This is a genomic window from Paenibacillus polygoni (assembly GCF_030263935.1).
Lineage (GTDB): Bacteria > Bacillota > Bacilli > Paenibacillales > Paenibacillaceae > Paenibacillus > Paenibacillus polygoni.
On the sequence record NZ_CP127162.1, the window covers coordinates 4,193,685 to 4,207,998 of the forward strand.

Genomic DNA, 14,314 nt, shown 5'->3' on the forward strand with positions numbered 1-14,314 from the left:
TTACCTAAACATTTATCTTTCTTAGTTCTGTGCAGTTTCCATGTACTGTTTCACTGCGGCATTATGAATACTCCACTCCCCCACAGATACACCGCGCAGACTTACTTTCACTTTGTCTTTCCCTTGCTCTCCTGTCACTTCCACATTGGGACTCGTAATGGTGAACGTTTCATCTTCGTGAAGGACATAGGTTGCTTGCTTCGCTTCATTCTCCATCAGTTCTTGTGCTTCTGTTTTCACCGTTTCCATAGTAGACGAACTTACATCCGTAACTACATCTTTGATCTGATCTAAAGAAACACCGCTGTATATAATCAGTGCGGCCACAATTACGAGAACGATAGCCCACTTGAGTACCGTCTTAAGCACATTAATGACGATAAACAACAATATCAAAGCAACAATAATAACCAGCCAATTTTGCTGAACGAACTCTTTCCATATTTCTAAATCCATTATGATCATCCACCTCCCGAACTCCATTGATATGAGTTCCCGAATATTATACATGATTACCTTTACTGCTGTCAGCTAAGCACGCGTTTACGCAAAAATACGGTATAAGACTGTCCCATTAGGCGTACAAGTATATCATACGATGTTCTAGCTACATATTGAAATGGGAGGTGCTGTTTCCTTGAAAACGGCCATATGGCTTTATTTATTTCTTTTTTTAGCCTTCTTCGATTTACATGCTCAGTATCCGATTCTTACGCCTTTTGCAATTTCATTAGGCGCAGCTCCCACCTTTATTGGTTGGATGATGGGCATTTATTCCTTAACCCATCTACCGGGAAATCTGATTGCAGGCACGAAAATCGATAAGTATGGAAGCAAGCGTTATATCATTTTCAGTCTAACGACCGCTGGAATTCTATTGTTGCTTCAAGCCTATGTTGATACCCCGTGGCAACTGCTTATTTTACGGGCCCTCAGCGGATTTGTTCTTGCCTTTCTCTCTCCTGCCTGTATGACTCTGCTTGCTCAGTTGTCGTCTGATCCAACTACGCAAGGAAAGTATATGTCAGGACATGGTGTGGTCCATACACTGGCTTCTGTGGTCTCTCCCGCAGCGGGCGCCTTCATTGTTGCAGGTATTGGATTCTCTGGAACTTTTCAGATTCTTGGAATTTTACTGGTCATCACGGGTCTTATGGCGTTCTTCACCATACCTGCCGTGAAGGAAGCCAGTACGCAGAGCATCAAAGTGCTGCCTCCTATGGAAGGCCGTTTTCTTCCGATATCTTGGCGTTATTTTGTTTTACCGCTAGTTATTGCATGCTCTCAAGGCGTTCTTTTCTTTGAACTCCCTCTAAGAGGCAGTGGATCAGCTTCGATTTTATCAACAGGCCTGCTATTCTCCATCATCAGTTTAGGAGCACTCACTACACTTAGTATGTTGTTCCTCAATCGTTATTCGACAAAGCTTCGCCTTGCCGCAGGCGTATTACTGATGGCAATCAGCTTCTTTCTGCTCGCTTCTGTACCTGAAATGCCATTGTGGCTTGTCCTCTATGTTCTTGGTACATCCAAAGGAATCATATTCCCGGCACTAGCGACCATGTTTGTGCAGTTAAGCGGCGGAGCCAGGCTTGGGCGGATTTTCTCCATTCAATCCATTGCGACTTCATTAGGTTCTTTTGTAGGTCCTATTGCAGCCGGGCAGATTCGAATGGAGATTTCGCCCTACTTCCTAGCTTTCCTCGTCCTCATGATTGGCCTGTTATTCTTACCTTTTTCAAAACAGGTACGTACTGCCGCACTTAACCCGGAACCAAAACACATCTAATAAATAAGACTCTAGGCAAACGAGCGGCGGCTAGTTTGTCTACAATCTGAGATCAGTCCAACCATGGACTGATCTTTTTTGCATGAAATCTTTACTTTGCGATAAAATAGAACATAAACATTTCCCGGGGAATTTCGAGTCCATATGCGAATAAAACAAGAGGTGAAGCATACGATGCCGATTCATGTCATTGTCGAAGGCAAAAATGATCGCAGCAAACTCCGTCGGTTGTTACAACCTGAGATTTCTATTTTGTGCACGTATGGAACACTGAACAGTATGAAGCTGGAAAAACTTCGCAAACAGATTAAATATGATGAAGTTTATTTGTTTATGGATAATGACAGCTCTGGAAAACGCATTCGAGGTGAACTCAGAGATACCTTCCCGGATGCAGAACATATTTATACAAGACGAGGTTATGCTGGGGTGGAAGGTACGCCTGATGAGTATCTTATTGCCCAGTTAGAAAAAGCAGGACTTGATGAATACATTATCTATCCTGACTTCACCAGCCATTTTGATAAGTAAAAAAAGCTGTTCCTTTAATGGACACAGCTTTCTTACTACATTGATAAACTTATTCACTCACTATATTCCTAACATCTCTTGCAATGATCTCCGGCGCAGCTTCCTCTGTATTAGAGGCGTTATAGATTTTGCGGATATTGTTATCCGGATCTACTAATGCAATAAGATTAGCATGTACAAAATTATCCACACTATTTCCTTCAATGAGAATTTTAAATGATTCTCTTGCTAACTGCTTTGTCTCTTCTGCATCTCCTCTTAGGAAATACCATCCAGAATAATCTGCTTTGAACCGATCTGCAAATGCTTTGATGGTTTCTCTCGTATCCACTTCCGGATCAAATGATATGGAAACAAAGGAAGCTTTCTTGCCAAACGTTTCATCTTCTTTCAGCAGTTCCTGAACCTGAGACAGGCTGAAGGTCGTCACTGGGCATACATCAGGGCAACTTGTAAAATAGAAATAAAACAGACGTGTCTTCCCTTCCGTATCCTCTAGAGAAACTGTGCTTCCATCTACATTCTCCATTGAAAAAGTTTCTACTTTTCCTAACTTTGGATACTCTTCTTTTCCAAAATCGAGCGCATTATAAATGAGATAACCAGCCATAACTGCTGCGATCAATAGTAAAATCCAAGTCCATATGTACTTTTTAAAAATCAAGAAGATCCGCTCCTTCTTCCATAAATGGTTATTCCTGATGAATGCACCCAAAGGTATTATAAATTCAATCCAAGTATGTAACAATTTTGAAGTTATAGAGTAAAAAAAGGAGGAGGCCATCCGGTTTGGAGCGGGTCTCCCTTTTTATTTCATGATTAATGTAAAGTTCCTTGGTGTAATAAAAATAGATATCGTTTTTGAAACATCGTCTGTTTCTGCTTATTTATGAACCGTATCTAGAATCATAAGAAGGAAACTGATCGTTAGGTAGTTAATGGAGAAGAAAAACATTTTTTTGGCCCAGGCATCAGTATCTTTTGCTTTGAAACCTTGGAAGCCGTAAAATAACCATATGATTGATAGGATTAGTGAAACAATCATAAACACAAAACCTGTGTAATTGTACACATACATGAGAATGGGAACAGGAACCAGAAGGATTAAATAAGGAATCATTTGAATTTTTGTACGTTCGATCCCTTTGACCACAGGAAGAAGCGGATATCCTGCAGCACGGTAATCTTCTACCCTGCGAATCGCCAGTGCCCAGAAATGTGGTGGCTGCCATAGAAACAACAAAGCAAACAATAGCAGAGCGCCAAGATCAAGTGTTCCTGCTGCAGCTACATATCCGATAACGGGTGGTACCGCACCGGAGAATCCGCCTATGGATGTACTCCATGTAGATGAACGCTTAAGCCATAAAGTATAAATAATGACGTAAATGAACATCCCAAATATACCTAGGACGCCTGCAAGCCAGCCGGAATAGGTAAACAAAACAATAAGTCCCAGAATTCCTAAACTGACCGCATAAGTAAGCACTACCTTCGGGCTGAGTTTCCCAGTGGGTAGTGCGCGATTACGAGTTCGTTCCATTTTTTTATCTAATTCACGATCAAAATAATTATTGAACACACAGGAAGAGGCCATTACGAGCATTGTTCCAATCATGGTAATAATCATTCTTAAATAATCAACATCCCATTGAGATCCAAGCCAAAAACCACCAAATGCTGCGACCAGGTTTGTTCTCAGGATGCCCGGCTTTGTCAAAACTACAAAATCTTTCCATGTTGCAGATTCTTGCGGTGGCGTAGGCCGTGCAGGAATAGCTGCTGTATCGGAAGATGCCTGATATCTATTATTCACGCTTGTAAATCCTCCTTACGATAACGTCTTATTGGAGAAAAAATTATTGCCTCCGATATAAATTTTATCATAACAAGTAAGGAAAGTCTTTGACAAAGATCACTCAATTATGAATAGGCTATGACAAATTTCCTATTTGTGAGGTAAGTTATTGGAATATCATATCCCTTTATGTCAAAATACGACCATTCTATCTTTTTTTACTTGAATAGAGATCTTCTAAGCAGGGAATTAAATAATTAAATATCTTCAGATTACAAAATAACAAATTTCCTAGAATTTATGATTCGATTACCAAAAAGGAGAGTACCTACATGGATACAGCTACACATTTTGTTATGGGCTTTGGTCTTGCTGGCCTAAGCTTCGTTGACCCTGTCGTGGCCTCAAATCCAGAACTGGCTGTTGCCGTCATGGTCGGCACTGCTGCAGGATCACAAGCTCCCGATCTGGATACCGTTCTTCGAATTAAAAAAAACAATGCTTCCTATATAAGGAATCATCGTGGAATAACGCATTCAATCCCCTTTCTATTTATATGGACAGCGCTGATTACCGCCGTTATTTCTTTGTTATTCCGAGACGTACCGATCCTTCATGTTGCCTTATGGACCGGAATAGCCGTATGTGTTCACGTATTCACCGACGTATTTAATACATACGGAACACAAGCTATGCGTCCTTTTACAGAGAAATGGATTTCGTGGAACATCATTCATATTTTTGATCCGGTTCTCTTTACAACCCATGTGATCGCCATTCTATTATGGTTCTTTGGGATTGTCGATCCTGCACCGACTTTTATTGTCTTATATTCATTCTTGGCTCTTTATTACATCTGGCGTACCCTGGTTCATTATTCCAAAACAAAACAAATAAGAAAGATGGATACCTCATCAGAACCTGAAGATAAGTATTATGTTATCCCTACGATTCATTTAAATCGCTGGCATGTGGTCAAGGCTCACAAAGACGGCAGCTACGAAATCGGGAAATTAGATGGACATCTCCTCGTTTGGAGTAAGCACGCTGTTTCCTCAGACCATCCTGCTGTTGAGATTTCTAAATCTCACCCAGACATTCAGGCATTTCTTTATTTTACTTCTTTTGCGGTTGCTGAAGTGGAAGAATTAAGTTTTGGTTATTTTGTTCGATGGGGCGATGTAAGGTATCGGCATCGTAAACAGTACCCCTTTGTTGCTTGTATGGTCATGGACAGAAATTATGAACCGATCAGCACTTATGTAGGTTGGCTTAGTGAGGATAAGATGGAGAAAAAATTGTCCCTTGGCTCTCACACCTAAATATCAAAAAGAGAAACGGCCTCCCCCGGAGGTCGTTTCAGACTGTAGACAAACTAGCTTAAACTAGTTTGCCTGCAGTCTTTTTTATTTTACAATAGAAGCAACTATTTTATTTGAGGTGACAATCTTGCTAACGAAACAATCCTCCACTCAACGTGACCAACTTGAAATGGTTGCTCTAGATCAACTCGTTCCAGAAGATCATTTGGTTCGCAAAATCGAATCGGCGATCGACTTTTCTTTCATCTACGACTTGGTTCAGGATCATTATTCGGAAATTGGACGACCTAGCATCGATCCGGTCATCTTAATTAAATTACCTCTTATTCAATATACCTTTGGTATTCGTTCCATGCGAAAAACGATCGAAGAAGTTCAAACCAACATGGCGTATCGTTGGTTTCTGGGCTATGGATTTTATGATAAAGTTCCGCATTTCTCTACCTTTGGAAAGAACTACGAACGTCGTTTTAAAGATACAGATCTATTCGAACAGATTTTCTACCGTATTTTGCGGACTGCAGCTGAGAAACATTTACTCAGCGCGGAGCATGTTTTCATCGATTCTACACACGTAAAAGCGAGTGCGAATAAACGGAAATTCGAAAAGAAGGTTGTACGCAAAGAAACAAGAGCATATCAACGCAAACTGGAAGAGGAAATTAACCAAGATCGGGACGACCATGATAAAAAGCCGTTTCCTCCGGACTCTTTTAAAAAAGAAGAAGAAAAGGAAATTAAACAAAGCACTACAGATCCCGATAGCGGCTACTATGTCAAAGATGAACGGACCAAACAATTTGCTTATTCGTTTCACGCAGCAGTAGACCGAAACGGATTTGTACTCGGTAACATCGTCACTCCCGGAAATGAACATGACAGCCACTTGCTTGCACCCCTCGTAGAAATGGTAAAAGAAAAGATTGGGAAACCTGTAGCAGTGGCAGCCGATGCTGCCTACAAAACACCTTGGATTAGCAAATATTTGTTGGAGCAAGGGGTTACTCCGGCGCTGCCTTATACACGTCCGCGTTCTCAAAAAGAAGGTTTTCGAAAAGATGACTACGTGTATGATGAATATTTTGACGCCTATTTATGTCCTGCTAACGTGGTATTACCTTACTCGACCACCAATAAAGAGGGGTACCGAGAATACAAATCTCCAAAAGAAATTTGTAAATCGTGTCATTATTTATCCATGTGTACAGGGAGCAAGAACCACCAAAAAGTAGTGACGCGACATGTATGGCAAAACCACTTAGAAGAAGTAGAGCATCTAAGACACCACCAGCATGTAAAACAAATCTATGCAAAACGAAAAGAAACGGTGGAACGGGTATTTGCAGATGCAAAAGAAAAGCATGGCATGCGATGGACAACCCTGCGAGGGCTAAAAAAATTGTCCATGCAGGCGATGCTTACGTTTGCTGCCATGAATTTGAAGAAAATCGCCAGATGGTCGTGGAACAGACCAATTCCAGCGTAAATCAGGCGGGTTTCCACCTGATTTATTCATGAAAAGAAGTAGAAATGACAAAAGGCACTCAGAATGAATACATTCCGAATGCCTTTTGTCTACAATCTGAAACGGCCTCCCCCGGAGGTCGTTTTTTATGCTTGACGTAATATACCGCTTTCATGCAAAATCAGCTACATAGGCAACATAAAAAGCTTGGACGGTAGATATACCGCCCAAGCTCACTATTTTGATTGTTAAATTACATCTATTTGCTTTGACCGGACAATTGCTGTTCAGCGATTTGTACCAGACGTTTTGTGATATATCCCCCGAGTGAACCTGTTTCGCGGGAAGTGTAGTTACCGTAGTAACCATCCGACGGAATTGTTACGCCCAGTTCTTGAGCAGCTTCCATTTTCAGTTGTTGAAGTGCAGCGTTCGCTTGTGGAACTACCAAATTGTTAGAACGAGATCCTGATGCCATGTGTGTAATCTCCTTTCGCTTCGCGCGTAATATGTGCTGTTGCAAGCTTGCAAGATTATTATGGCTCTCTCTCGAAAAGCTATACTTCTTTTTAAAAATATTTTTCTGGAGGTACGTTCACATGAGTAAAGGTCTGTCTCTTTGGTTTGCCGCTTCTTCTATTATATTACTTATCGTCACTGCGGTTTCACTTAGCCATTCCTTATGGTTAGCTCTACTTTTTAGTATATTGGCTATCGGTAATATTGGCTGGGGATTCGTCATCAAAGCAAAAAGGAATCGGGCTGAGTTAAACCAGTCTTAAAATTTAGACAACAAAACCCATCCGTTTTTTCACTTCTGTCAGATTGGCAGCAGCGATCTCTCTTGCTCGCTCAGCAGATTCATTTAGAATGCGCATGAGTTCATCAGACTCACGAATTTCACGGAATCTCTCTTGCATCGGTTCAATAACAGAAACCACCACTTCTGCAAGTTCTTTTTTGAAAGCCCCATACATTTGTCCTTCGTACTGTTTTTCGATCTCTTGCAGAGAGAGTCCAGAGCATTCGCTGTAAATACTCATTAAATTACTGATCTCCGGTTTGTTTGCAGGATCGAATCGAACGGTACTGTCCGAATCCGTTGTTGCACGGCTGATTTTTTTACGAATGTCTTTAGGTGTATCCAAAAGCGAGATATAGCTTCCTGGATTTGGGTTACTCTTACTCATTTTTTTAGATGCATCATCCAGTGACATAATCCGTGCTCCGACTTCTGGTGTATAGATCTCAGGAATCGTAAAGAATTCTCCATAACGACGGTTAAATCGCTGAGCAAGGTCTCTTGTCAGTTCCATGTGCTGTTTTTGGTCATCTCCAACCGGTACGAGATCTGCGTTATAGAGCAAAATATCTGCTGCCATCAAAGAAGGATATACAAAAAGTCCTGCACCTACGGATTCTTTGCCTGCTGATTTATCTTTAAATTGCGTCATCCGTTCAAGTTCACCCATCGCTGTCAGCGTGGTCAGCATCCATCCGAGTTCTGCGTGCTGAGGTACATGAGATTGCAAGAACACATTCGCTTTTTTCGGATCGATTCCAGCTGCCAAGTATAACGCAGCAACGTCTTTAGATTGTTCGTAGAGCGCAGCAGGGTCTTGTGAAACCGTAATGGCGTGCAAGTCTACAACTACAAAATTACAATGATATTCGTCTTGTAACTTAACGAAATTCTTCATTGCCCCAATATAATTCCCTAGCGTTAGCTTTCCACTAGGTTGAATACCCGAGAATACCGTTTTCATTTTCTATTCCTCCTACAATTCATATCCTTCAAGAATATAACAAAATACAAAAAGGCCCCACATCCCGTGAAAGGGACGTGAGACCGTGGTGCCACCCTAATTCGCTGCTTATTTAAACATAAAAACACGCATAAGCAACCTTATCTTCCTTAACGCGGATTAGTCGTCCTGACCTACTAAAGAAGCATCGCTTCTCGTTAAGCCGGGCTCTCCAGGGTCCATTCAGTCAAAGTCAGCAACACCGATTCGCATCAACCATCGGCTTTCTGCAAGTTGCCATCACTAAGCTTACTTATCCCTATCAACGATTATAAATTATATACTTGCTTTATCATAATCATGATAAAGTTCTAATGTCAACATGAAATATGAGAAGCAAAAAATACATAAATTTCATTTGTGAATCTTAGGTGCCTTTTTACTACCGATACAATTATCTGTTATGATAGACTTACGTGTAAGATGTTTAAGATCTTTCGTGGGAAAAGGAGCAAAAAAAGATGAAACAAGTGACCAAAGGGCTTTGGAACGGCTATGACACCTATATTTTGCACAGTCGTGATCTTGAAGTCACCCTGCTACCCCGCCTCGGTAACAACATTATATCCATTTATGATCGTATTCAAAACCGGGAAGTCGTTCGTAAACCTGACGAACAGGATCTCGCTTTTTATCTTCAGAAACCTTACCATTTTGGTGTTCCGATGCTGATCCCCCCGGGGCGTATCCACCTGGGTCACTTTGAATATGAAGGCCAAGAGTATCAATTTGCTCAAAATTCCGTAAATAATAACCATATTCATGGACTTCATCGTACACAGCCTTGGTGCGTCAGTGACATAGAAGAAGATGACGATGGATGCACCGTAACAACGGAGTGGAAGACAAGTGAAGATGAACTATGGATGAAGCATTTTCCTGTTCCTATGACATTCTCAATGACCTTTAGACTGCAAGGTTCTACTCTGACACAACAACTTCGAGTTACCCATCAAGGTGATCATGCAGCACCGTTTGGTATGGGATATCACACTTGGTTTATGCTTGATGGAGAACCACATCGTTGGAATATTAAACTTCCGGTAAATGGAATATATTCGCTTAATGATGATTTACTGCCAACAGGCGATTTAGAGGATTTAGGTTCTCTTGCCAGCCTGCCTTATGGAATAAATCTCGAAGGACAGAATTTAGATACCATATTTAGGTCTAATCGTGAACAAGACACTGCTTATCTAACGCGTAATGATGGTTACGCCATTAAATATACAGCGAATAAGGATTCTTTTTTACATTGGGTGCTATTTACCAAAGGGGAAAGCAGCGATTATTTGTGTATTGAACCTTATACTTGGTTGCCCGATGCTCCAAATATGGAGAGAGATGCAGACTTCACAGGAATCATACATATGGAGCCAGGTCAGACCATTGAACTCTTAACACAGATTGAGATTGTTCAGCCTCCTGATTCAGAATAATAAAAAGCATATTTTACAAACAGACAGCTGATTGAGCTGTCTGTTTGTGTTATATACCCTCAATCTTCTAATCAAACCCTTAAGACTGATATTAAGCTAATTGATTTTACCTCAGGAATTCCCCCCCGAAGTATCTTCTTTATTTCCACTTGTTACCTGATACTTTTTTGAGTATATTTTCTCTTCCTTAAACCATACTAATCTCACAAAGCACAAAAGGAGGTGACAACACATGGCATCAGGATCTCGTTCTAATAATTTGGTAGTGCCACAAGCGAATGCTGCGCTTCAACAACTGAAATTGGAAGCAGCACAAGAGCTGGGCGTAACAATTCCTGCAGATGGTTACTACGGTAACTATACTTCCCGTGAGACTGGATCTCTCGGAGGTTATATCACAAAACGTCTGGTACAAATCGCTGAACAGCAATTGTCTGGTCGTCAATAATGTCGTTATTTTCTCATAAATCTAGCTAGGTTCCATGCGAGGAATCTAAGCGGGTTAAACAGGGCGGTCTTCTCTTATAAGAGAGGGCCGCTTTGTTATTATGATGGACCTATTTGAATGTCTGTGTATGTAGTACGCGGGTAGCGAATCATTAAACTAGCCAAATTATAATTGGACTCTAAAGTTGAATCTACAACAATCATGTTATTTCTAACGGCAAAATCATAAGTAATTTCTCCATGTGTCCAGTGCTTTTTTAACTTTAGTGATTCCAAGGCCATAAGACGGAAAGAGGACCGCTGTGGTTCTGTAAGTCCTTTTGGAGAATTATCCATCACTTTCTTCATAGGTACCGGATAATGCCTAATTCCGAATTTACCTATTACATTATTTCGAATTTGTACAAAAACGATTCCTGAATCAAGACCTGCAAGTTCCTCATCAAGTGCTCTAAAGACAATATCCAATTGTCTAGGTAGAGAAAGTTGATCAAGTGAGATCATATACACCATCCTCTTATACTTTTAGCCTATATAAATATAGGGCCTGTGACTCAGTATATGTCAAATTTTTCTAATTTACAACAATTTTATGCAAAAATTATTGGTTTTTTTATTATATAATCATATTTCGACAAACTTCTGGCAAAAATCAATAACTTTTATGAAAAAAAGACCTCAGCATCGCTGCTAAGGTCCTGTTTATTTGAAGTCTATTGCAGGTTTTCAGTCATATGAAGGAACTGCTCAATATCAGCGATACATAAGTCAGCAGCTCCCTGCCAGAAGTCAGGTTTTGTTACATCCGTATCTAAATGTTTTTCAGCAAGTTCCTCTACGGTCATCCGGCCAGTATCCCGCAATAAATTGTCATATTTCTCGGCAAATGCGGCTCCTTCTTTTTGTGCCTGTGCATAAATCCCGGTACTAAACATGAATCCAAATGTATAAGGGAAATTATAGAAAGGGACTCCTGTAATATAAAAATGCAGCTTCGATGCCCAGAATGTAGGATGATAGGAACCAAGAGAATCACAGAATGCTTCACGCTGCGCCTCCTCCATTAGTTCAGACAAATCAGATGCACTAAGAAGACCCTCTTTACGTTTCTCATAGAAACGTGTCTCAAAAAGGAACCGGGCATGAATATTCATAAAGAATGCAACGGTATTTTGAATTTTTTCTTCCAGTAAAGCAAGCTTCTCTTTTTCATCTGCTTCTTGGATCAATGCATCTGCTACAATCAGCTCTGCAAAAGTAGAAGCCGTTTCTGCAACGTTCATAGCGTAGCTTTGATTCAAGATCTCCATATCATCCATTACATGCTGGTGATAACCATGTCCGAGCTCATGCGCTAGTGTAGACACATTAGAGGCGGTGCCTGCATACGTCATAAAAATACGCGTTTCCTTGCTTACCGGAAGTGATGTGCAGAACCCTCCTGGACGTTTACCTGGGCGATCCTCTGCCTCAATCCAATGTTTATCAAAGGCCATCTGTGCAAAGTCAGCCATGCGAGGGCTAAATTTACGGAACTGAGACACAATACTCTCTGCTGCTGCATCATAAGTAATCGTTCCCGTAGATTCACCTATCGGTGCAGATACATCAGCCCAGGATAACTGCTCAACGCCGAGAAGCTTTGCTTTGCGTTCCAGATATTTTACAAGAGCTGGTTTCGCGCGCGTGATCACATCCCACATTGCATCAAGAGTCTCAGCAGACATTCGGTTAATTGCAAGTGGTTCTTTGAGAACGGAATCCCATCCTCTTCTCTCATAAAGTTTCAAACGGAAACCGCCGAGATGGTTTAGGGTATCAGCACAGTAGTCTGCTGCCTCACTCCACGCTTTTTCCCAATTCACCAGCATCGTTTCACGCACTTTGCGATCAGGGTGCTGTAATTTGTTCGCCGCTTGTCCCGCCGACAAGTATGTTGTTTCCCCATTCTCTTCATAAGGAACCCGCACTTTACTTACGATGGTGTCATAGAAATCTCCCCAACCGTGATATCCGTCCACTGCGAGATCAAGTGCTAAGCTTTCCAGTTCTGGTGCCATTTTTTCTTTTGCTTCTTGGCGGCTCTCATTCATAACAAAAGAGATGGGCGTGATCTCAGGGCGCTTCATCCACCCTGTCCATACTTCATCATCTGTTTGCTGAAGCAAACTGTCAAACCTAGTCTTAACACTCGCTAACTTAGCATGCAGGGAAGCAATTCTGCCCGTAAGTTGTACCGCTTTTTTATCGTCTTGATTCTCTGCACCAAGGCAGGATACAAAGGCAGAGCCTTCTGACAATCGTGCAATAATATCTTGAAGCTGATCAATTATTCCATCATAAACATATGTATCTTCCACGGTCACAGGAACTTTTGCATCAGCCACTTGTGCGTTTAGACTTGCGATATCCTGCTCGAGTTGTTTAAGATAAACAGCAAAGGTTTCCGATGAGGAACCCCCGCTAAAAATTGTTTCCAAATCCCATGTTTGACGCAGTGTTTTACTCATACTTTTACCACCTTTTTTATTTATTTTTCAAAAAAACATCGAGAAACAGGTTTGAACAACCCCTGTTCAAGGTGTATAACTAATACTATATCAGAATTATGCTTCTATTGATTCCAGTCTTTACCTAAACTCGATATATAACATTCAGGAGGAAATATAAATGAGACCTTTACAGATTTCTGCAGAGACAGCCGTTACGTTATCGAAAAAATTAGGTGTGCCTATTGAGCATCTTATGCATATGCCGCAACATATCTTGATGCAAAAGCTGGCTGAACTAGCTAAGGAAGAATCTTCTCCAGCAGCAGAAGATGCCGATCTAAGTACAGACCAAGACAAGGATAACCATATATGATCCCATTTGAAAATACATGGCCCTATGACATTGTAATGGGTGACATTTATGTTCAGGAGTGTCCCTTCTGCTCGGCTGAGAATGTATTACTTCCGTTAAAACCGAAACAGCTTTCCTTAATACATGACGGAAAGAAACACCTGCTTGTCTTTCCGTGCTGCAAAAACCGGGTAACATTACTCGATAACGATCAGGATTATCTGCTTGCTGATCAGCGTTTAAGATCCTTATGACAGATAAAGCACCGGTGAAAACCGGTGCTTTTCTTCATCATTTAGGAGGGCGTATTAATAAAATGATAGGCCGGACCAGATAATCGCTGAATGGTGAAATCAGCAACCGTCTCCGGTATATCCATTTCTTTCAAAGCTTCATACATACAAGATAACCAAGCCTGAGCCCGCTCTTCAGTAACAGGAAAAGGTAAGTGTCTTGCTCTCATCATCGGATGCCCATTTGCATCAGAATACAGAGAGGGACCTCCGAAAAATTGACTTAAGAACATATACTGTTTCTCCATAACGGGAGTAATGTCCTCTGGAAAAAGCGGAGATAACAATTCATTTTTTTGTACTTTCGGATAAAAAGCCTCTACCAGTGCTTTTACACCCTCAGCGCCTCCCAAGTTCTCATAAAGCGTTTTGTTCGGATCCATTCCTCTCGCCTTCTTTCTCATGCTAAAGTTCATGCTCTAGTATAACAAAAAAAGACAAGAGCTCCTATCTATCTAGGACTCTTGTCTCATAACAGTTTTTCTTGCCTAAGGTATATATTTGCAGTTGATCCTTAATAACTCCGCCAGTCTTCTTCACCGGGATGGATATGCGCTGCCCGCATCACATATACAATAGCG

The 14,314-nt window shown here is 41.1% G+C and carries 17 protein-coding genes and 1 other annotated feature; of the genes, 9 read left to right on the forward strand and 8 right to left on the reverse strand.

All coding sequences use genetic code 11. The annotated features are described in order from the left end of the window. Positions 1-21 precede the first annotated feature (21 nt). Entirely contained in the window at positions 22-456 is a 435-nt protein-coding gene (locus QPK24_RS20035; protein WP_285744150.1) for a hypothetical protein, read from the reverse strand. A gap of 181 nt (positions 457-637) precedes the next feature. Here QPK24_RS20035 and QPK24_RS20040 point away from each other — a divergent pair, with 181 nt between their 5' ends. Beyond that, entirely contained in the window at positions 638-1,789 is a 1,152-nt protein-coding gene (locus QPK24_RS20040) for an MFS transporter (RefSeq protein ID WP_285744152.1), read from the forward strand. Between the two features lie 174 nt (positions 1,790-1,963). Continuing rightward, on the forward strand, positions 1,964-2,320 hold the full coding sequence (locus QPK24_RS20045; protein WP_285749469.1) for a toprim domain-containing protein: 357 nt from the start codon (positions 1,964-1,966) through the stop codon (positions 2,318-2,320). Positions 2,321-2,369: 49 nt separating this feature from the next. On the opposite strand, the gene QPK24_RS20050 is transcribed toward QPK24_RS20045, so the two are convergent. Next, entirely contained in the window at positions 2,370-2,981 is a 612-nt protein-coding gene (locus QPK24_RS20050; protein ID WP_285749470.1) for an SCO family protein, read from the reverse strand. 222 nt (positions 2,982-3,203) lie between these two features. After that, positions 3,204-4,136 (reverse strand): heme o synthase, encoded by a 933-nt coding sequence (gene cyoE, locus QPK24_RS20055; protein ID WP_285744154.1) that lies wholly within the window; start codon positions 4,134-4,136, stop codon positions 3,204-3,206. A gap of 314 nt (positions 4,137-4,450) precedes the next feature. Here cyoE and QPK24_RS20060 point away from each other — a divergent pair, with 314 nt between their 5' ends. Both QPK24_RS20060 and QPK24_RS20065 read left to right on the forward strand, forming a co-directional pair. Beyond that, the gene (locus QPK24_RS20060) at positions 4,451-5,440 is read left to right on the forward strand and encodes a metal-dependent hydrolase (RefSeq protein WP_285744156.1); all 990 of its coding nucleotides are present in this window, start codon (positions 4,451-4,453) and stop codon (positions 5,438-5,440) included. A 127-nt stretch (positions 5,441-5,567) separates the two neighbouring features. Next, a complete protein-coding gene (locus tag QPK24_RS20065; protein WP_285744158.1) occupies positions 5,568-6,926 on the forward strand; it encodes an IS1182 family transposase in 1,359 nt (452 codons plus the stop codon). 238 nt (positions 6,927-7,164) lie between these two features. Here QPK24_RS20065 and QPK24_RS20070 read toward each other — a convergent pair whose 3' ends face one another. Continuing rightward, positions 7,165-7,383 carry an alpha/beta-type small acid-soluble spore protein gene (locus tag QPK24_RS20070; protein ID WP_285744160.1) on the reverse strand — a complete coding sequence of 73 codons (219 nt, stop codon included), beginning with the start codon at positions 7,381-7,383 and terminating at the stop codon, positions 7,165-7,167. A gap of 121 nt (positions 7,384-7,504) precedes the next feature. Between QPK24_RS20070 and QPK24_RS20075 the strand changes: the two genes are divergently transcribed. Beyond that, the gene (locus tag QPK24_RS20075; protein WP_285744162.1) at positions 7,505-7,687 is read left to right on the forward strand and encodes a hypothetical protein; all 183 of its coding nucleotides are present in this window, start codon (positions 7,505-7,507) and stop codon (positions 7,685-7,687) included. A gap of 3 nt (positions 7,688-7,690) precedes the next feature. On the opposite strand, the gene trpS is transcribed toward QPK24_RS20075, so the two are convergent. Continuing rightward, entirely contained in the window at positions 7,691-8,671 is a 981-nt protein-coding gene (gene trpS, locus QPK24_RS20080; protein WP_285744164.1) for a tryptophan--tRNA ligase, read from the reverse strand. Between the two features lie 68 nt (positions 8,672-8,739). Then, positions 8,740-8,985, reverse strand: a binding site (T-box leader). Between the two features lie 186 nt (positions 8,986-9,171). Here trpS and QPK24_RS20085 point away from each other — a divergent pair. Continuing rightward, entirely contained in the window at positions 9,172-10,149 is a 978-nt protein-coding gene (locus QPK24_RS20085) for an aldose 1-epimerase (RefSeq protein WP_285744166.1), read from the forward strand. Positions 10,150-10,381: 232 nt separating this feature from the next. Continuing rightward, positions 10,382-10,597, forward strand: coding sequence for an alpha/beta-type small acid-soluble spore protein (locus QPK24_RS20090; protein WP_160034722.1), 216 nt, complete (start codon positions 10,382-10,384; stop codon positions 10,595-10,597). A gap of 98 nt (positions 10,598-10,695) precedes the next feature. Here QPK24_RS20090 and QPK24_RS20095 read toward each other — a convergent pair whose 3' ends face one another. Further along, positions 10,696-11,100: an O-methyltransferase gene (locus QPK24_RS20095; protein ID WP_285744169.1), complete on the reverse strand. Its 405-nt coding sequence runs from the start codon at positions 11,098-11,100 to the stop codon at positions 10,696-10,698. 209 nt (positions 11,101-11,309) lie between these two features. Next, positions 11,310-13,106, reverse strand: a complete 1,797-nt coding sequence (locus QPK24_RS20100) for a M3 family oligoendopeptidase (RefSeq protein ID WP_285744171.1) — start codon at positions 13,104-13,106, stop codon at positions 11,310-11,312. Between the two features lie 160 nt (positions 13,107-13,266). Here QPK24_RS20100 and QPK24_RS20105 point away from each other — a divergent pair, with 160 nt between their 5' ends. Together QPK24_RS20105 and QPK24_RS20110 are read left to right on the forward strand one after the other, a co-directional pair. Then, positions 13,267-13,461, forward strand: a complete 195-nt coding sequence (locus QPK24_RS20105; RefSeq protein WP_285744173.1) for a YycC family protein — start codon at positions 13,267-13,269, stop codon at positions 13,459-13,461. Beyond that, a complete protein-coding gene (locus QPK24_RS20110) occupies positions 13,458-13,694 on the forward strand; it encodes a hypothetical protein (protein WP_213534125.1) in 237 nt (78 codons plus the stop codon). Before QPK24_RS20105 ends, QPK24_RS20110 begins: the two co-directional genes overlap by 4 nt. A 41-nt stretch (positions 13,695-13,735) precedes the next feature. On the opposite strand, the gene QPK24_RS20115 is transcribed toward QPK24_RS20110, so the two are convergent. Then, positions 13,736-14,116, reverse strand: a complete 381-nt coding sequence (locus QPK24_RS20115) for a globin domain-containing protein (RefSeq protein ID WP_285744177.1) — start codon at positions 14,114-14,116, stop codon at positions 13,736-13,738. Between the last annotated feature and the right edge of the window lie 198 nt (positions 14,117-14,314).